The organism is Alkaliphilus sp. B6464, assembly GCF_018141165.1.
Taxonomy (GTDB): Bacteria; Bacillota; Clostridia; order Peptostreptococcales; family Natronincolaceae; genus Alkaliphilus_B.
This window is the reverse complement of record NZ_CP058558.1, coordinates 57018-75343: the sequence shown is the minus strand read 5'-3', so window position 1 is coordinate 75343 and position 18326 is coordinate 57018. Positions and strand designations below refer to the sequence as shown.

The following is an 18326-nucleotide window of genomic DNA, read 5'->3' as shown; positions in this document are numbered from 1 at the left end:
TTTTTATACCTATTATACCTTGTTGCCTTAATTTTTAAAATTAGCCTTATTTACGCTGCAATTGTAGTTTTTTCTTAATATTTACCAAAATCATTATACAATTAAAGCATTTTTTTATAAAACAAACTCGAATAAGATTGTCATATATAACAAAGACTAATTATGTATTAATAAAATGCAAGTTAATAAACAAAACTTGCATAAGGATCACATAGTTTTATTGAAATAATTTGCGAAATAGCCTCCAACTATTGAAAATACTAGGTTTAAAAACTATACTCACTTTGTTACAAATGTTCGCAAAAGGATTGTTTTACGAACATTTATAAAATCGTTAATATAGCCTGTAAAAATTAAACACTTCAGGTTTACCATTGCCCCCTTACGGAGTATAAATAAAAAGGCTTAGAATTTAACCTAAGCCTTTTTGTATTATTTATTTTAATATATCATGTGTAATTGTTTAGAATAAGATTTTGTTTTTTATTTATGACTGAAAATCTAAATGAAACTTTCAATAGAATCGTTTTCTTTAACAAATAAACTTTTTCTATACACCATGAACTTTACTTGAAATACGTAACTAAGTTAAGACTTTATAATAATCTCAAAATCTGATTCTAATAAATTTTCAAGTATTGCAACATCTTCTTCACTCTATCCATTTTGAGGTAATAACTCTACTCCTAATAAATGGTCAATTGCTTGTTTTATTAACTCGATTTTTTTTTGCATATATTATTTTTTCTTTCTAAGTTGTTATTTACATCTTTTAGCACATCATTTGGGACTGGTTCTTAATTCGCTAGATGTTATGTAATAACATCTAGTTTTTTAAATTTGCTTAAAAACTATGTCGGCATTTTTTAACTTCATTAATTCCTGTTTCATTTCTTTTATTTCGTCTTGAATATTTTTTTCAACATGTTTTTTTTCATAATCAAGGCAGAATTGAAGTTCATCTGTAGTACAATAAATAATATCATCTATTTCATCGTGATAAATGCCTTTTTTTATTTCTGTGCAATGTTCAATTTTTTTAACTGGAAGATAGCAGCGTTCATTTCCTGTAATTGTGATGTCCTTAATAAAAATACGTGCTGGTTCGTCTTCTGAAATATATCCGTAGACTTGCTTATATTCAATATGAATATTGCCTGTTTCATCATTCCCATATGGTCTAATATAATAAAGTTTTCGTTGACTCAGTTCTATTATCTGTTCTTCCGTATATTCATTTCTGCTGTCTTGGATGCCATATTCTTTACGTAATTCTTTTACTTTCGTAGTTTCCATAAATTATCAACTCTCTCCTTCTGCGATTTCTTCATGTCGCACTTTTATTATAATATATCATTAATCCTCAATATCTTTATGATCATTACATACATCATCCATTTCGGTTTCTTGTTTTAATATTGGACAATATCTAATCCACCCATCTGATTTATCATCCCAATATTCGCAAGTTCCACATGTTTCAGGTTGAAATTTCAATCTTTTATGTTTCATTTCCAAACTCCTTTTGTATTAATTATTCAATCCATATAAATAACCTATTGGCTCTTTGTATTGATTATATATCCTAAAACAATATTCACACTCAATTATTAAATTATCAGGCCTTCTGCATTTATCAAGTATGCTATCACACCATATAGTAATATATCCTACAGCGATTTTTAAATTAATAAAATCAGAATCTATTTCATAATCCAATACATCAGTATTTATCATAAGGTCATGTTGATATAAGTGATATTTTACGTTCCCTTTTTTTACAATCTCCACCAATTCATTAAACATTCAAAATCACTCCTTTTCTTTTTTAGGTGTCGCATAATCTTCAGAATGCGACACTAACTTAGTTACTATTCATTTTGAATTGATATTTTATTAAATATTTTCTCTACTTCTTCTGGAAATGTTTCACCACCATAAGCCCACTTGGTGCAAGACCATTCTTTTTCACACTTTGAACATTTATATCCCCAATTATCACTTTTATCTGTAATTTTAGGCTTTGATTTAGTTGAAACTATTTCCCCATTTTCCAAAACTTTTTCATATTTATAGGCTATATACTCTGTCCATATTTCTAACTGTCCACCACAATTCGGACACACACATTTTAAATCTTCCATAACAACTCCCCTCTCTATTTGGCATAGTTTCAAATTACGTTATAATCTTGTAATGCGACATTATTATTTTTCTATTTCATTTAAATCTACACCATAAATTTCCTTAACCCAACTTTTAATAGTTTCTGAATAACAACCTAATAATCCGTTCCATTTCACAATTTCTTCAAAAACTTTATTTGATGACAACTCATTCAACTCTTTATCTTGACTAAAATCAAATTTGTTCAATTCGTTTCTTTGTCTTAGATATTGCATTATTTCATCCGAATATTTGTTATTGTTATTTTTTGCGTAATTATTATATTCAGTTATCTTATGAATAATTTCCGTTTCGCTTTCTATTGTTTTTGAAAATTCTTCATATAATCCATAGTTAAAACCATCACAACTCAAATTGTTTCTTTCTAATATTGTAAAAATATTTTCCTTATTCATTTTAAATGCACCTTCCTTTTAAAATATAATGAATCGTACAATCTTCATTCTGTGTTATATTCTTGTATTACGACTTAAAATATATCTCCCGATGCACCTATTAGTTTTGCTGTGCCATCAACAGTGCCCATATAAGTCAACTCCATCTTACCAACGCTAACTTTATACATATTTGCTCCAATATACTCAATTTTTGATACTACTGCACCCGATTCAATTGCCTTATAATAAAATCTTTTAACTTCCTTCTCTATAGAAATCTTTGTACATTCAAACAAATCCATCAGTTTCACCCCTTTACTTCACTATTATCTTGAAATGTGTCTTAACAATAAAAATTTATAACCTATCGTGTATAAAGATAACATCTGAAATTTTATCATATATAGTTTTTTCGTCTATTAAACCCCCATAGCCATCAGAACAATCTATTTCAATCCGCACAGATGAATTCAGTTTTGATGAACAATCAATAAATGCAACTATATTTGAATCTCCTACAGAAAAAATAATTTCCTCATTGTCCGAGTAGATGATGCCTAATGAACTAATTTTAACATTCTTTTTATTATCTTTTAAAACACCAAACACCTTAGTTTTTAATAAGTTGTCTCCCATTTAAAATCCCCTTTTCTATTATGCATAATCTTCAAAATACGCCATTACTCTTATTTTAATGTTACAGCACCAACACGAATCAATTTATCTAAATGATATTTAACTTCATTTTTTGTTAATCCTATATCTTCCGCTATTTCACTTATTGATATTTCTTTTTGTCCATGAGATACGTATCTTATAATTTCATCCCACACTTTTTGTAGTTTTTCTTCTGACATTTTTCTATTTATTCCTGTTTAAAATTTTGGATTTGCTAAATGCTTTTTCTTTATATCAATATTATATACTATCATTAACTCACTCCAATTCATTAAGTATCTTACTTTGAATGTATCTACACTTGTAATGTGTGATATTTAATCAATTCGATATTTTGGATTACCATACCAATTCATGCCACTTATATTAGAATCATATCGCATAATCTCCATAACATGCAATACTAATATTTGCAATGATGATATTGATAAATTTCACAATTACATTAAAGTTTCATATCAAAAGATAGATTTCTCTTAGTTTTAGTCACAAAATCATATTTGTGGACCGAAATGAGTAAAGCAGGGATAATCCTCACATTTTTCACAAGAGTCTTTTTCGCAAGGAGCCTTTTTCTGACTGAATATTTCATTTCCCTCTCTCAATCTTGGTATTATTTCTTCTCCTTTTTTTATTATATAGCCAAATGTGTCATTACCACCTTTAACAAAAATACAACCATCTTCTTCAAACCATTCTATAGATATAGAAGTTATATATAGTTTTTTGGGATTGTCTAATTCTTTTGCAATTTTGTGTGCTACCATTCCATTAATAAATAACGGAGCATCTTCATCGAACTCTTTTATTCTACTGCACCATTTCTGTAAAACTTCTTCGCCTTTAATTGATTTTATAGATCTTGGTATACTCATAAATTTTCTCCTTCTTAGCCTTATATTTTTTACCTATAATAATCATATCCTATACATACACCTTGGCCATTAAAACATCCAAAAAGTTCATCATCTACCTGCTGAAGCATATTTATGGTTATTTCATTATATCTGCACTGTTCTGAATACGATAAATCTTTACTATGAATAAAATTTTCACAATTACTTTGATGCGTCTTTGACATACTTTCTAATTTATCAAGATTTACACCTTTCTTTTTATTAGTTAAAGCCTTTGTTTTATATTTTCTAACCTCATTTTTTATAAATGTTTCTATCTTCATTTAATAATCACCCTTCTTTTGTAAAATTAAATTCCATAGTTAATAATGTTTTTTATTTTATAGTAAATAGAGTCAATCAATCAAATTAATTTATTATGTGCTTAACCATAAAAAAGCAAAAAACCTAGAGTCTTATCTAGGTCTTTTAAATATGTTTTAATTTATTAAATTACATTAATCTATCTTACGATTCTATATTCTAAATTAAGCATATCTTTATATATTTCTTCATCACAAAAATCACATCTTTCAGGCATATTTGTTAAATCTTCAAATATATAATTCTGATCACACTCACAATTATAGTGATATATCAGAGTTAATACCCCTTCTGTAGTCATATCAGTTAATATTTTATTAATCTGCTTTATACATTCTTGATTGGTTGGATCTACATTTAAATCTTTAATAATTGCTGCTGGATAAAAACCTATAATTCTTTTATTATTTTTATTATTTAATACACATTCTCTTACTTTGTTTTCTAAACCTTCAGAGGATATGTCGTTTTTAGATTGAGATAATGATTTCAATGCTCTGACATACCAAATGTTTTCAATATCAGAATCCGTTATCTCCTTTAAGTCTTCTTCTTTTTCAATAATCCCCCAAAAACTTTCATAGCCATATACAATTTTATTTAAATCAAATACAAACACACCGGGATTATTCCTGAATGAAACATCTAATTCTTTAGTGTCTGGATTATACGATATACCATGTCCTACAGGCAATTCCCCTAAATAAATTCCCAAAAATGTCTTGCCTTTATATTCTTCAGAGCAAGGAGTTATCTTTACAAACTTTCCAATAGAATTCCCCCTGTATCTACTCTTGTTGATATTGTTATTTATTTTTGATACTTCTATCGGATATTCTATAAATATACTTTCATAATTATCACAACTAAAGTTCTGTTTAAACTCCCAAATTTTCTTATATTCTTTTATTTGTTGGTATTCTTCATTATTTTTTAATGTCTGACATATTATAAACATTCCAAATTTGCACGTGCTGCAATTCTTTGTAATCTTGCCCATTGTTAAAATCCTCCCTCATTAAATAATATCTTTAACTTAAAACTATTAAGCATATAAATTACGAAAATTAACACGCCCATTTTTATATGGTCTTACTTTCATTCGTTTTCCACAATTAGGACATTCAATTTCTTGATTCTCATATTTTTCTCTATCATATTCAATTTGATTACTACAATTCATACAATCTATTTTTTTAATTAACATATGTTTTTCTCCTTTGAACATTCTAGTATTTTAAATTATTTAAAGATACAATTCTGTAATGTAAGACAATTATATAATTTTTAATTGTTTAAGAGCCTTTATTACTGCTCCCTCTCCAATTTCTAAAACTAATTTCCATACTCTTTCTCTTATTTCTTCTTCTTTTTCTTCTTCTTCAAGACTTAATCTTAATGTTTTCAATGCTGATTTATCTTCATCATTTTCTAGTACTAATTCAAATTTTGTTTTAAAATCATATAAAACACTTTCATAAAATAGATCTTGCACATCAACTATATCATTAAATTTTTTTCCTTCATTTTCATCTGAATCTGATGCATCCCATTTCCATCCTTCTCTGTCAACAAATACTCCATTTTTAACTTCAATTATAGTTCCTACACTTCCAAAATGCTTTATACTTTTTCCTCCTATGTTTTCACTCACTACCATTTTAAAATTTCCCATTATTTACCCTCCTATTCTATTTTACATATTTTCCTTACTTGGATTAATTCATCAATTTTTCAAAATCATAACTATATAAATTTATTGCTCTACCCATTTTTATTACCTCCATTTATTCTTCAATAGATCTTGGATACTTTTTTCTTAATAAAGGCTTGTACCTATATTCATGTTATGCTATGATTATTCGTATGTTTTTTTAACTATTTTTAAATAAAAAATTTAATTATACACCACTTCATTATTGATATAGGAATAAAAAATATTAATGCCATGATAAGTGAACGCATCATCATCAAAGGTATACTCCCTAAATTGGATATTAGAACCTCTTTTCTAGTACCATCTATAAAATCACCCATATTACATTGGTGCCATGATAATAGTTGCAATATAAGCCAAAATAAAAATAAAACCTTATAAATATCTATATCGTCCATTTAATTTCCTCCTATATATGTACGAATTGCTAATTAATTAGCAATTCTAAATCATAAATTGTATAGTCACATCTGTATATAAAAAGATATTTACCATCTATTTGTATACCCGTTGATTTATCTATTCCTGTTGCGAAATAACTGACATTATTACCAACGAATGTAGCAAGTGGCTTGCCTGATTGAGATCTGATTAGTATTACCTTACTCTTTCCAGAGGTAAGATTTTTCATATCATTGACCATTCTATTAAGAAAAGGTGTTGATCTATCAAAGTTTTGTATATCTACTTTTCTCGAAAACTCATCGAATACATCAATTAAACCTTTCTCATGTAAAATCAAACTACTTCCTACATGAACCATAGACTTACCGCCAACCGTAATACTAATTACTGAAGATTGATTTACAACATTACCTTCTTTATCTTTGGTGTTAAACTTATCTTCTGAACTTATACTTATTGATTGCCCTTCAATTTTATCAATAATATTACTTTCTTCGTCATAGGTCTTTATTACGGCAGCCCTACCTCGTAATGCTTCCATCATTCCACTAATTTCATAATTTAACATGGCACAACCACTAAGCATTGTTATAACTAACAGCATCACTCCAATTACTAATATTAATTTTGCACTTTTAATTTTCATTTTCCATCATCCTCTATCAGTTATTAATTTAAAATCTCATTAATTTTCAACTCTATGATATGACCATACTCTAAAGAAACTTCTATATCTCGTATAGGCATTTCATTGATTTCCTTAATGTCTCGGCAAAATCCAAATTCATTCTCTTTAACTCTTTTTTTAATTATTTTTATTAATTCGGTTCTTGAAAACATTCCAACTAAACGCATTGATGAAAATTCTTTCCATTCGTTGCAAGTAAATAATGCATAATATTGTCTCATTAAAGTTACCTCCAAGTTATATATTAAATTCCAAGTTTATAAAATTCTCTTGTATGATATATAATGTTTTTCTTAGAAGTCAATCTTTTTGATTGATCTTTATATTAATTTCAAATTCGATCTTGAATTACATTCATCTAAACATGTAATGTCCTTTTCTCATAAAGTTTATTTTCCCAATTGTGTTTTCTTCATTTATAAAGATAACTTTCAATGTGTTTACAGATACATGTATGTCCTTTATTGTTGTTATCCTTATTTGAAATAATTAATTTAAGTTCTATCAAGGTAAAACGTCATATTAAATGCTTTTTTATAATAAGAACCGTTAATTAAGTCATCATGTTTTCTAACTTTTTTATTGCTAATCTTTTTTGCGAATCTGAAATCTTGACTATAATAAGCAGGGTAGTTTTTAAGTTTGTATTTTATAATAATTTTTCGTTTGGCTTTTCTATTATTTCTTCTTCTATTTCTACACTCTTGTTTGGAATCATTTATTAGTGTAAATCTCTTATTAATAGATTCTAAATCATACTTTAGTTCTCTCAATAAAAATTCAATATATCCAGAAGAAAAATACCATTCATAGCATCCCCTATATTTCTCAGGACACAATAAATATTCTTCAAGATATTCTATATAGTCAGTTAGAATTTTCTTTTGGATATTCATATATATCACCTTCATTTCCCCTTTATAGTAAAGTCTATGGCAATACAAAAATGTTATCTTTTTTGATCATCTTAAACATAACACATGAATTTAATTAAAATACCACATAGGCTATCTATGTGGTATTTTTTTATTATTATCTATAGTAAATGAAAAATGAATATCGCTTCTATTCAATTTAATGCTTATATTTTCAGATTCCCATTCAGCAAGAAAACTTTCTTCATTAATTACACTATTGTTAGCCATAGAGTATACTTTGTTTAAATCATCAGTCATTTTAGTAAATTCCTCTGATTCAATTAAAGGATCATATTCACCGAACATTACTCCATAGGTTATTATCTCTTTATCTTTGTTTGATACAATAATCAATTCTTCTCCTATTCTTTCTCTCCACTTAATTGTTCTTGAATAATAACTATTAGAACTTCCTCTATTCAATGGGTTTATAACCATATTTTTATCGTTAATAAACTTATCTATATTCATATCTAAGTCTATAGGATTCAAGTAAAAATCATCTTTTAAATCATATATTTTTTTCATTTCTTTTTTATAATTATCATAAGTTTCAAATCCTATCTTTACTTGATAGTCATTATATATGATAGGTGCAATAATTATTAAAGATGATAGAATTATTAAAACACTTATAATCCATACTAATTTTTGATATTTTTTCATTATTATAGTTCCTCCATGATTTCAACTTTAAATTTTAAATCTCCAGTATATATATATAACATATCTGGACATCTTTCACTTTGCACGAAATCCTCAATAAAATCATATAAAAAATGTTTGCTATTTAAATCTTCTATTTCATTACTTTTAAACTCACCTTCTGCGAAGTAATTGTAAATATTTTGCTCACTAAATCCGTTACAACTTATTTCAACTAAAGACGCAGCATAATTAGTCTTATCTTCTATAAACGAGAAACTAAAATTATCACCTATAATTGTAATTTTTCTGATGATTGGCTTTAATTTAATAATCAAAGATGGGCCCCCTTCTTATTTTCTTCTATAAACAATTGACCAACCATTTAAGCATACTCTGTTGTCAACTAAACAAACTCTTTCCGTTTCTGTTTCTGCAATCATAAGAATCTCCGTTCTGTCTATATTGAATTTGCCAATTAATTTTTCAGCGATTTCTTTACATTCCTCGGCTCCTAATTTCCTATATTCTGGAAGTGGTTTTGTGTCTATTACTTTATAATAAATTTTACCTTTAAACTCAAACCCTTCAGGCATATCCCTTAAAAAATCTACAAAAACTAGATTTCCTTGTGTAATAACAACATCTTTAATACTTTTATCTTCTAATACTTTTTTAAATTCTTCATAAGTAAATTTCATTTATGGCATCCCCTCCTTAGTTATGATCGTTTTTAACATAACACACAAAGCAGGGTAGAATTATATAGGATAAAAGAAAAAGACTCGGTGTAACCGAGCCTATAATATCATAATTTCCCATAGTAAATTGACCATCCTGCTTGATGTCCATGAGGATGAATTAAACAAAATACTTCACTTTTTGTCTTTTTAGTCATTATTAGATATTCTTTACTTAAATCAAACATTCCAACTAAATTTTCGACAATTACTCTACCTTCTTCAATTCCGACAAGTTCAAAATCTGATAAAAGTCTTTTTATTGGACTTTTGTAATGGATTTTTCCCATCATTTCATAATCTTCTAAAAAGGTTACATATATTTGTCCTTGGGGTGAAATTGTAATTTCTTCTACATTTTCATCTTCCATAAGTTTTTTAAATTCATCATAAGTAAATTTCATTAAGGCATCCCTCCTTGATCATCATTATTTTTAACATAACATATAAATTAAGAGTAAATGTCAAAATAAAAAAAGACTTGGCATAACCAAGTCTATAAGCACCTTTATAGCATACTATTCAGTTGTCTTTATCGAATACAACAATATATTAATCATTTATTTTCACTACTGGGATTGCCATGATATCCGCCTTCATTAATTTTTTCTAGCAGAGTAATCATTTCTAATATCCATAGTTTTGAATTTTAAGCCCCACTATTAGCCATCATAATGCTTGGGTTCCTGCTTTGTATATAAACTTTACCGGGTCCTACAAATTCGGTAACAAGCATTTCTCCAGAGGTAAGTGATGACCATACACTCTTAGACGCTTTTTTAATTCTATAATTCATGTCGGATTTCCATGCTACTAAGTGATGATTATCAATTATCATCTTTTCATTTTCTTTTAATTCAAGTTCATGAATATTACCAAAAGAACTCACGAATAGTAAGCCGGTGCCACCTGCTTTTAAAAGAAAAAAACCTTCTCCTGAAAACAAACCCTTTATAAGTCCCTGAACCTTAGTGGATACCTCAATATTAGCGGTGCTTGCAAAGTATCCATCCTTTTGAATGATATAGTCCTCTCCATTTAATTCAATCGCTTGAATATCTCCAAGCACTCCCGGTGCTAATAATATGGTCCCATTGCCCCTAGAAGCAGTAATTGTCTGAAAGAACATCTTTTCACCAGACAGAAATGATCTCGCAAGAGCCTTTCCTAGTCCACCTTCTAGTTTACCCTCTATATCAAATGTCTCACTCATGGCCACCATAGCACCTGACTCTGCCTTTATAGTTTCTCCTTGTTCAAGCATAACTTCTAACATAGAAAAAGCACCTTTATTTAAAATTTTATATATCATAATAACTCCTCCTTTATTTTTAAAATTTCATTCATTATTTACAATCCAACTAAAGAAATCAAGTTTTAAAATTAGGCTCTGTTAAAGAATATGTTGATATTTAAGCCGAAGAAAAAAATACGTCTTGGCAAGACGTATTTATCTTGAAATGTGTAATTAAGAATTTATTTCCTCTACAGAATCAACCTGTGGAGTACCGAAATCACTATAATTCATTAATTGCATTTCTGCATCAATATATTTATTAATTGCCTTCTCAGTAGCCTCTGTTTCATTGTCTGCATGAACAGTTATAGTTCTTTTAATAAATCGTGTACAAAACGAACCAACTTCAACCTTATATTTCATTATCAACGCCCTCCTTCGCAATAATCTTGTATTACGACCAATCAAAAATATTATCCATATTCATTTTTTTAATATATACTCCATTATTTTCTTTAATAATATAATCAACTGCTTTTCTTTCCAAATACTGTTTAAAATCATAAAATGATTGAAAATCATTTACATTTTGTTTGTTCAATACTTGAAATCCTCCATCATTATCATATGGTAAATTATTTATTGATGTATAACCATATCCACTATCTATTCCACCAATGTATAAATCTGCATCCAATACCACACCAATTTCATCTTCATAATCCATAAGTTTTAAATCAAAACTCAAATGTCCGATATAAAGGTTTCCGAGAAAATCTTCTGAAGCATCCTGCTCTATTACTCCTTTAATCGCCTTATTAAAATCTTCTTCATTAAAATTCCATTTTGTTTTCATAAAATCAATCCTTCCTTTTTTAAATTCAATATGTCGTATAATTTTCATAATGTGTACCTAATAGTTCAATTTCTGTCCGCAATTTTGACAGTAATTCTTATTAACAACTGAATCACATACAGGACATGTTTTTATTGCTGCTCTCTCTCTAACAACATCTTTAGGTATCTGTTTTTCAAGTGCTTTAATTGCTAATTCTATATGTTGTTTTGATTGATTTCCTGTTTCTAAATGATTAATTGCTATTTTGTTTTGTTCCATTCTGCAACCCCTCCCTTAACCAAATCTTGCATTTCGTTTGACTAAAATACATTTTATATCCTAGTTTTACTAGTACATGGTGAATAACTGGTATCGCATTTTCATAGTCGAACCCTAAATCTTCAATATCTTTTCTTGTTATAACTTTATCGTTTTCTAGTTTATTAATTAATGTAGTTGGAACTAATTGCATCCTTTCATCTCCTTCTGCATCACATAATCTTCAAAGTACACAATATTCTTGAATTACGCAATATCTTCATTTGTTTTCTTTCAAAAATTTTAAAATATCTTCCAATGCATCACCTCTGCCACATAGAAACCACAGTCATATTCTACACTTGAACAAATATCGGCTTTTTTATTTGCTTCCTTAATCATTTCTTCAATTTTATTTATTAATTTATCAATCTTTTTCATGATATTCCTCCTTAAATACTTCACGATCTTTTCATGTTGCGAACCTTTTTATTAAATTTAATAAAATACCTTTTGTAATATAGTTTCTTCACTATATGCAATCATATCTTTGAAAATCAACATTATTCTTTAACAGAGCCTAAAATTAAAGTTAACATAATTTAATTATGTTAACAAAACAGTCTATCGAGAGTAGATATAATTCTTTTCTTCTGAATTTTGATAATTGAGATGCAAGTCTTTATTCTATAAATCAGCATTATGAAAATTAGTTATTAAATACTCAATAGTCTGTTCATCCGTCATATTAATAATTTTTAATCCTTCATCTAAGACTCTATCTCTAATTTTTTGTCCTAATAATTCCCTGTCTGGCACTATTCCTAAATTTAAATCAGTTGCTTTTTGAATTGAATATAATAACTGTGCTTTACTTGTGCATAATTGTCTAATGATTTTTAATGCATATTCTTTACTAATTGGTTCAGAATTTCTTTGAAATTCTTTAATCAAGCCACTAATTGTCACTGTTTTTACTTTACATTCTCTTTTCATATTGAATCTCCTTATTTAAAATCAATTCTTTAATGCCCCCTTAATTCTATGAACTAAATTCAAAAAATGATTAAGTCACTCATTCCTCTTCATTGAAAATTATATTTTAATCAGAAAAGCGTTTTAAGTAAGTATATAAAAATATGGTATTTAAATATATTTCATATAATTTTCAATAACTATCTAAGGTCTTCCAATTGTTTTCTCATTAATATCATTAGTAAATGATACTTCTACCTCATTTAATTTTACTTTATAATAAACAGGATCATCTTTTCTTAACGCCATAAATCTCACTCCTCATATAGTTCTAATATTAATTTTTGTACTTGTTCCCCTAATAATAACTTAATAGCATAATAAGGAAAGTTAATCCCCGACATGCATGATGCATAGCATCCCCCTTAAATCAATAAGGTTATAAGCCGTTAGGATAAGCGATTAAACCATATTCTCACTTTACACTACATTCCTTCTTCAAGATCACACTTTTAACATAACATATAAAAATAACAAGACTAACTAATAGTCTTGTTATTTATAGGATATTAATAAAATTGAATCTGTTATAGTCCATAAGGTTATAATGCAGTCTTAATCAGATTTAAGTACATTATATGTTAAAGTACAATTGGATTTCTTAATATTGAAGTTAATCTTGGATATTCATTTAAATACATCATATGTTAAAATACAATTACTTATACTTTACAAAAAGAGAGGGGGAGATATTTAAATACATAATATGTTAGAGTATAATCTTACCAAATTAAAAGCAGAAGGATATGCGAGAAATTTAAATACATAACATGTTAAGGTAGAATTATTTCCATATATAAAATAAAAAAGAACTTGGATTTTTAAATAAATTATATGTTGGAGTACAATTTTGGTGGTTTGGTATGTCTTACTAAGTTAAATAAATTTAAATACATTATATGTTAAAGTACAACTTCAATTTATCCACCTTTGCTCTAGAATTACCTCACTATAATCTAAATACATTCTTATGTTATTTTGTAATCATTATTAATTTTATTTTATCTTAACTAACTTAAATACATCATATATTATAATCTAATTCTGAACTATTTTTCAAAATCCAAAGTAATAGCAAATTCTGAACCACTAATTCTATTAAATAAATTGCAAGACATAACCTTCAGATGAATACAAATTTCTTAATTTGCAATCCGAAATTGCATAGTTGCTAAAGCACAATTCTTTTTCAGTATATCTATTTTTATACTCTGTCATGTCAATAGGCATTATTTCTCTTATTGAAAATGTATTCATATTATTTTCATTAATTAAATCATCGAACTCTATGTGTTCATATTCAAATAAAGAATCTATCCTATTAACTTTATCTACTTCTTCTAATTCAACTAATCCATAATTTGATATTCTAGCAGGATAATGATTTTTTCCTAAATACGGGTTAAAACTTCCTGACCTAGATAATAGACACTTATACAATTCATTTACAACAGTGTCATTTTTTTTATCTGTTAATATATATATATCCCAAGATGGATTAATCAAAGATTGTTCACGAACCATTAGTCCATCTCTATTATTAGAAAATCCTGTTGTGTCGGTGTAGTGTTTAAATCTTTTAGAAAAAGCCCCAACAATGTTTGGTTTTATAGATATTTTAAGATCTTTTAACTTCTCATAGAATTCAGGATACACAGATTCTTCCTCTTTTTGAGAATGTCCTCCGTATCCTAATAGGCTACCTAAGATACCTAATAATGCAACCTTATGTATATTACCATAAGTGAATAACTTATTATTTTGGTGAGGCCTTTTGAAACAAGCAAAGTCACCTGAAAGAGTAAACTTTAAAGATTTCACATTAATCCCTCTTTTCTATTTCTCTTTTATTAATAATGTTAAATACCTTAGTGTTTAATTCTTTTAACACTTCCTTATTCGCTAGTCCTATGACATATGGATTAATATAAATTTCCACAACATCAATCATATCTTCATAATCTTTTAGATAGTCAAACAATCTATTTAAATTTAATTCAGCCTTTTCATCAATCATCTCATAATCAATGTATTCATGAAGATTTGCCATGATAGCATTAGTTCCGTCCTTGCACTCTACGAAGATTGCATATTCATTTTCACAACCTCTTTTACTAGCAGAATTAAGATTTGTTGCACACTTTAAACATGCATCTTTTAATACTTCATAATCTTCTTGCTTATATCCCTCAAATTTTTCTAAAACTCCTATATAGTTGTTATAGTTGTTTGGATTTATAGATATAGTATAAGCATAGGATGCATAATCAGTTACCGTTCTACTTCCCATTGTGCTATTTTTTGCATCTTCTTTTTTAGAATTCTGAAATGGCGATAATATACTAAAATCAACTATCTCTGCATCTTTATTTTTATTAAATCCTTCTGTAATTTGTACTGCACCTGTAATTGAAATATTATGATTAGTAATAGGGAATGCTACACCAAACTGGATGATATCATCACATGAAAAAATATTTTCAAGAATATCTAAAGTGGTAGTCTCCTTTGCTATTTCTGTATTTGTAATAAAATTATATCTTTCTTCTAATGATCTTGGCATCAATTCGCCTTTTACTGTTTTAAAACTTTTCAAAATTAAAACCTTTTTACCTATTTCTTCTAAATATCTTCTGATTGAATACTTAAGGGCCTTATCACTTGCTACAATAGTTCCATCAGGTAGTGTTTGTGGCCTTCCTTCAAAATCAGCGTTCCAGTTACTAGATACACTTTTAATACCAATTACCGCATAATTTTTTTTGTTTAATTTAGACATATAAATTCCTCCTCATTTAGTGTTATAATTGAATTATCTTTATTTAGTGATTTAGTTTTATCACTTTTTTTGTTTCTGTAGAACATGTTATTGCCGATTAAACCTGCCATCAATAAATCTTTATAAAAATGCTTTTTACTTCCTTCATCTTTTGGAATATAATCCATTACCATCTGGATTGCCTTATTGATATCTAATTTAGGATGTATTAACAATTCATGACTATATCTCTTATAGGTTCTTCTAATAACTTCTTTAATTTTACCGCTAGTTCTAGCAGTTATAATTGGACTTAATAATCTACCATTTTTAGTTGCCTTAGACTTCGATATTAAATATGCATAGACCTGTCCACAAACAAAGTAAAATTCTTCATCATTAGAGATTTCAGCAATCTCCAAACTCTCAAATTTATTTGAAACTTCATTATAAATATCCTTAATAGTTGTTGCCATAGAGCCATGCACTCCTTTCTTATCAAAAAAATTCATAAGAGAGACTCTTAAATCAAAAAGATATTTTATTCTATTTCTATCTATATTTATATCATTTGAGGATATAATTTTATCTTTTATTATTGCACCAGTAATTCTATCAATATTAGTAGATATATCAATATGCTCATTTTTATTAAAGTAATGGACAAGTCCTTTTATATAGTTCATTCCTGCTGTCCTTAAAGCATTACTGCATATTATATTATTTAAGTCTTTACGAGATTGTGCTTTCATAAATTCATTAATTTTTTTATCAAAGAAATTCAGATTTATTATCCACTTAATATATGAACGAGAAAATTCCTTACTAACTCCACTTACTATGATGTCTTGATAATCTTTAGTTCTTAAAATATTAAACTCAATAAATGGATATAACATATCATTTTTTGTATTTAAAATATCATAATCTCCGACAGTAATACCTGTTTTACTTATTTCTTTTTCAAAGTAGATATTTAAAGGAATTTTTAATTCTTCTAGCAATTCTTTATCGTACCCTAATGATTCCGCTAGTTCACCAAATGTGAATTTATAAGGTGCCTTTTTTAACCACATTTTCATTTTTTCATATAAATAAGCATCTTGTGAATTTACAATGTAAGGAACTTTAAAACTTGTTGTATTCATTAACAAGAATGGTTTTCTACTATTTAGATTCATTGAAAAACTATTAGCCCCTATTGTGCCCCCATTTATTTGTTCGTTATAATCTGTATTTCCAAATATTCTATTTGGAAAGTAATAAAGATCAGATGCTCTACTGTATGTTTCAATACTGGCATCAAAAAATATCTTTATCAAAGAACCATTTTGCATTTGATTATCATTAGAAATCTGTTTAATCATCTCTATATTTTTTAGCAAGATATCCTTATTTGCAATAGTTGTTGTTCTTATTTCAAAATCTTCATTTGCATATTGAATCAGGTTTTCATAATAGTTCTCGAAAGTTTCAATAAAATAATTAATTTTCCCTTTCTTATTTAAATCTTCATTTTCCTCAAAAATATTTTCACGTTTTATAAAGAAAGTAAAACAATTGTTGCTAAGAGTTTTCTTGGTGCTTGAATCAACAGCCTTATTATTAGTGATATAATTAGAGTTAATATCTCTAAGTTTATACCAATTATATAGTTCACTTTGTTGTAAAACTGCTAATCTTTCTTTTCTGTCTGTTTCTTTTTCTTCTTTTTTCTCTTGTTTAAATAGTTTAGCGTCTATTAATAAAAGAGAACGTTTATCTATATTTCCATCTTTATTAATTCTTAAATACAAACCGGGGCTTATTTCGTATGCATCCATTAGCATTTTATCTCCAAGTTTATTATATAGTTTCTTAAAAGAATTAAAGAGTTCGATCATGCTGCCACCTCCTCTATTTTATATATGTGCAATAGCCCATCCCCAGAGAACCCTTTTCTAATGCTCCAACTCCTAGCATCATATATGCCAATTCTTGTGAAAGATCATCCTCTTGAAAATACATCTTAAATTTATTGCCTAATAAATAACCATTTTTATACGGAATAACTATTGGTTTTTTATTTATTAATTCTATTCCTCTAATGACATTCAAATTATTAGGTAATTTACTACCTGTGAACTGTTCATATTTTCTTATGATGTTATTATTAATTCTTTTCTCTAACATCTTCATACCATAGTCATACTTAGTCCAATGCTTAGGTCGCTTTCCTTCTTCAGTTATTACACAAACAGAAGGCGTTGCGGTAAACAATCCATCTATATAAGTTTTTTTTACTAAATTAAATTCAATTGCTAATATATTAAATAAAGAGTTTTCTGTTCTTTTTAAGAGTTCTTTCAATTTAAGAAGGAATTCTCTTTTTACACTTCTAATTCTAAAAGAATAAACATTACCCAATTTATAATCCTCACCTTTAATTGCAGGGTATAGATTAGAAAAAATATAATACTTAAAGGTATTTTTTTTATGAATATTTTTAAGATCTTTATCTAAAAGCATGGCCTTATTTATAATGGCTGCTATTTCTTCATGGCTTCTTAGATAAGATATATCTTTTTTTAGAATAATAGAAATAGTTAGTTCGTATACTTTCATCATCCTTTTCTCCTTTCAAATG

Annotated in this window: 32 protein-coding genes; all 32 read right to left on the bottom strand. The window is 27.4% G+C overall.

Translation table 11 applies throughout. From position 1 onward, the window contains the following. Positions 1–834: 834 nt before the first annotated feature. The 32 genes from HYG84_RS18060 to HYG84_RS17905 all read right to left on the bottom strand — a co-directional run bounded on the left by HYG84_RS18060 (position 835) and on the right by HYG84_RS17905 (position 18304). Positions 835–1296, bottom strand: coding sequence for a hypothetical protein (locus HYG84_RS18060; RefSeq protein WP_212383006.1), 462 nt, complete (start codon positions 1294–1296; stop codon positions 835–837). Positions 1297–1356: 60 nt separating this feature from the next. Continuing rightward, positions 1357–1512 carry a hypothetical protein gene (locus HYG84_RS18055; protein ID WP_212383004.1) on the bottom strand — a complete coding sequence of 52 codons (156 nt, stop codon included), beginning with the start codon at positions 1510–1512 and terminating at the stop codon, positions 1357–1359. 18 nt (positions 1513–1530) lie between these two features. Then, positions 1531–1806: a hypothetical protein gene (locus HYG84_RS18050; RefSeq protein WP_212383003.1), complete on the bottom strand. Its 276-nt coding sequence runs from the start codon at positions 1804–1806 to the stop codon at positions 1531–1533. 65 nt (positions 1807–1871) lie between these two features. Next, positions 1872–2144: a hypothetical protein gene (locus HYG84_RS18045; protein WP_212383001.1), complete on the bottom strand. Its 273-nt coding sequence runs from the start codon at positions 2142–2144 to the stop codon at positions 1872–1874. A gap of 63 nt (positions 2145–2207) precedes the next feature. Next, complete coding sequence (locus HYG84_RS18040) at positions 2208–2582, bottom strand: hypothetical protein (protein WP_212383000.1); 375 nt, start codon at positions 2580–2582, stop codon at positions 2208–2210. Between the two features lie 74 nt (positions 2583–2656). Then, on the bottom strand, positions 2657–2866 hold the full coding sequence (locus HYG84_RS18035; protein ID WP_212382987.1) for a hypothetical protein: 210 nt from the start codon (positions 2864–2866) through the stop codon (positions 2657–2659). A 55-nt stretch (positions 2867–2921) separates the two neighbouring features. Then, positions 2922–3200 (bottom strand): hypothetical protein, encoded by a 279-nt coding sequence (locus HYG84_RS18030; protein WP_212382985.1) that lies wholly within the window; start codon positions 3198–3200, stop codon positions 2922–2924. A 50-nt stretch (positions 3201–3250) separates the two neighbouring features. Next, positions 3251–3421 (bottom strand): helix-turn-helix domain-containing protein, encoded by a 171-nt coding sequence (locus HYG84_RS18025; protein WP_212382983.1) that lies wholly within the window; start codon positions 3419–3421, stop codon positions 3251–3253. A 315-nt stretch (positions 3422–3736) separates the two neighbouring features. Beyond that, positions 3737–4117, bottom strand: a complete 381-nt coding sequence (locus tag HYG84_RS18020; protein WP_212382981.1) for a hypothetical protein — start codon at positions 4115–4117, stop codon at positions 3737–3739. Positions 4118–4146: 29 nt separating this feature from the next. Continuing rightward, entirely contained in the window at positions 4147–4422 is a 276-nt protein-coding gene (locus HYG84_RS18015; protein ID WP_212382979.1) for a hypothetical protein, read from the bottom strand. Positions 4423–4601: 179 nt separating this feature from the next. Beyond that, positions 4602–5462, bottom strand: coding sequence for a hypothetical protein (locus tag HYG84_RS18010; RefSeq protein WP_212382977.1), 861 nt, complete (start codon positions 5460–5462; stop codon positions 4602–4604). Between the two features lie 45 nt (positions 5463–5507). Beyond that, positions 5508–5645 carry a hypothetical protein gene (locus HYG84_RS18005; protein WP_212382975.1) on the bottom strand — a complete coding sequence of 46 codons (138 nt, stop codon included), beginning with the start codon at positions 5643–5645 and terminating at the stop codon, positions 5508–5510. A gap of 93 nt (positions 5646–5738) precedes the next feature. Further along, the gene (locus HYG84_RS18000) at positions 5739–6137 is read right to left on the bottom strand and encodes a hypothetical protein (RefSeq protein ID WP_212382973.1); all 399 of its coding nucleotides are present in this window, start codon (positions 6135–6137) and stop codon (positions 5739–5741) included. A gap of 209 nt (positions 6138–6346) precedes the next feature. Next, positions 6347–6577 (bottom strand): hypothetical protein, encoded by a 231-nt coding sequence (locus HYG84_RS17995; RefSeq protein WP_212382971.1) that lies wholly within the window; start codon positions 6575–6577, stop codon positions 6347–6349. Between the two features lie 29 nt (positions 6578–6606). Next, positions 6607–7230 (bottom strand): DUF5052 family protein, encoded by a 624-nt coding sequence (locus HYG84_RS17990; RefSeq protein WP_212382969.1) that lies wholly within the window; start codon positions 7228–7230, stop codon positions 6607–6609. A gap of 23 nt (positions 7231–7253) precedes the next feature. After that, a complete protein-coding gene (locus HYG84_RS17985; protein ID WP_212382967.1) occupies positions 7254–7493 on the bottom strand; it encodes a hypothetical protein in 240 nt (79 codons plus the stop codon). A gap of 273 nt (positions 7494–7766) precedes the next feature. Further along, positions 7767–8177, bottom strand: a complete 411-nt coding sequence (locus tag HYG84_RS17980; protein ID WP_212382965.1) for a hypothetical protein — start codon at positions 8175–8177, stop codon at positions 7767–7769. 102 nt (positions 8178–8279) lie between these two features. Next, a complete protein-coding gene (locus HYG84_RS17975) occupies positions 8280–8855 on the bottom strand; it encodes a hypothetical protein (protein ID WP_212382963.1) in 576 nt (191 codons plus the stop codon). Positions 8856–8857: 2 nt separating this feature from the next. After that, a complete protein-coding gene (locus HYG84_RS17970) occupies positions 8858–9172 on the bottom strand; it encodes a hypothetical protein (RefSeq protein ID WP_212382961.1) in 315 nt (104 codons plus the stop codon). A gap of 15 nt (positions 9173–9187) precedes the next feature. After that, on the bottom strand, positions 9188–9535 hold the full coding sequence (locus HYG84_RS17965; protein WP_212382959.1) for a hypothetical protein: 348 nt from the start codon (positions 9533–9535) through the stop codon (positions 9188–9190). A gap of 107 nt (positions 9536–9642) precedes the next feature. After that, complete coding sequence (locus HYG84_RS17960) at positions 9643–9978, bottom strand: hypothetical protein (protein ID WP_212382957.1); 336 nt, start codon at positions 9976–9978, stop codon at positions 9643–9645. 245 nt (positions 9979–10223) lie between these two features. After that, the gene (locus HYG84_RS17955) at positions 10224–10886 is read right to left on the bottom strand and encodes a TIGR00266 family protein (protein ID WP_212382955.1); all 663 of its coding nucleotides are present in this window, start codon (positions 10884–10886) and stop codon (positions 10224–10226) included. 156 nt (positions 10887–11042) lie between these two features. After that, positions 11043–11234: a hypothetical protein gene (locus tag HYG84_RS17950; protein WP_212382953.1), complete on the bottom strand. Its 192-nt coding sequence runs from the start codon at positions 11232–11234 to the stop codon at positions 11043–11045. A 31-nt stretch (positions 11235–11265) separates the two neighbouring features. Further along, on the bottom strand, positions 11266–11667 hold the full coding sequence (locus HYG84_RS17945; RefSeq protein ID WP_212382952.1) for a hypothetical protein: 402 nt from the start codon (positions 11665–11667) through the stop codon (positions 11266–11268). Positions 11668–11724: 57 nt separating this feature from the next. Continuing rightward, positions 11725–11928 carry a hypothetical protein gene (locus tag HYG84_RS17940; RefSeq protein WP_212382950.1) on the bottom strand — a complete coding sequence of 68 codons (204 nt, stop codon included), beginning with the start codon at positions 11926–11928 and terminating at the stop codon, positions 11725–11727. After that, complete coding sequence (locus HYG84_RS17935; RefSeq protein ID WP_212382948.1) at positions 11903–12121, bottom strand: hypothetical protein; 219 nt, start codon at positions 12119–12121, stop codon at positions 11903–11905. The genes HYG84_RS17940 and HYG84_RS17935 overlap by 26 nt, the downstream gene beginning before the upstream one ends. 89 nt (positions 12122–12210) lie before the next feature. Then, complete coding sequence (locus HYG84_RS17930; RefSeq protein WP_212382946.1) at positions 12211–12348, bottom strand: hypothetical protein; 138 nt, start codon at positions 12346–12348, stop codon at positions 12211–12213. 246 nt (positions 12349–12594) lie between these two features. Then, on the bottom strand, positions 12595–12903 hold the full coding sequence (locus HYG84_RS17925) for a hypothetical protein (RefSeq protein WP_212382944.1): 309 nt from the start codon (positions 12901–12903) through the stop codon (positions 12595–12597). A 1137-nt stretch (positions 12904–14040) separates the two neighbouring features. Further along, entirely contained in the window at positions 14041–14763 is a 723-nt protein-coding gene (cas5b, locus tag HYG84_RS17920) for a type I-B CRISPR-associated protein Cas5b (RefSeq protein ID WP_212382942.1), read from the bottom strand. A 1-nt stretch (position 14764) separates the two neighbouring features. Continuing rightward, entirely contained in the window at positions 14765–15721 is a 957-nt protein-coding gene (locus HYG84_RS17915) for a type I CRISPR-associated protein Cas7 (protein ID WP_212382940.1), read from the bottom strand. Beyond that, positions 15709–17583 carry a hypothetical protein gene (locus HYG84_RS17910; protein ID WP_212382938.1) on the bottom strand — a complete coding sequence of 625 codons (1875 nt, stop codon included), beginning with the start codon at positions 17581–17583 and terminating at the stop codon, positions 15709–15711. The genes HYG84_RS17915 and HYG84_RS17910 overlap by 13 nt, the downstream gene beginning before the upstream one ends. A 13-nt stretch (positions 17584–17596) precedes the next feature. Further along, on the bottom strand, positions 17597–18304 hold the full coding sequence (locus HYG84_RS17905) for a CRISPR-associated endoribonuclease Cas6 (RefSeq protein WP_212382936.1): 708 nt from the start codon (positions 18302–18304) through the stop codon (positions 17597–17599). Between the last annotated feature and the right edge of the window lie 22 nt (positions 18305–18326).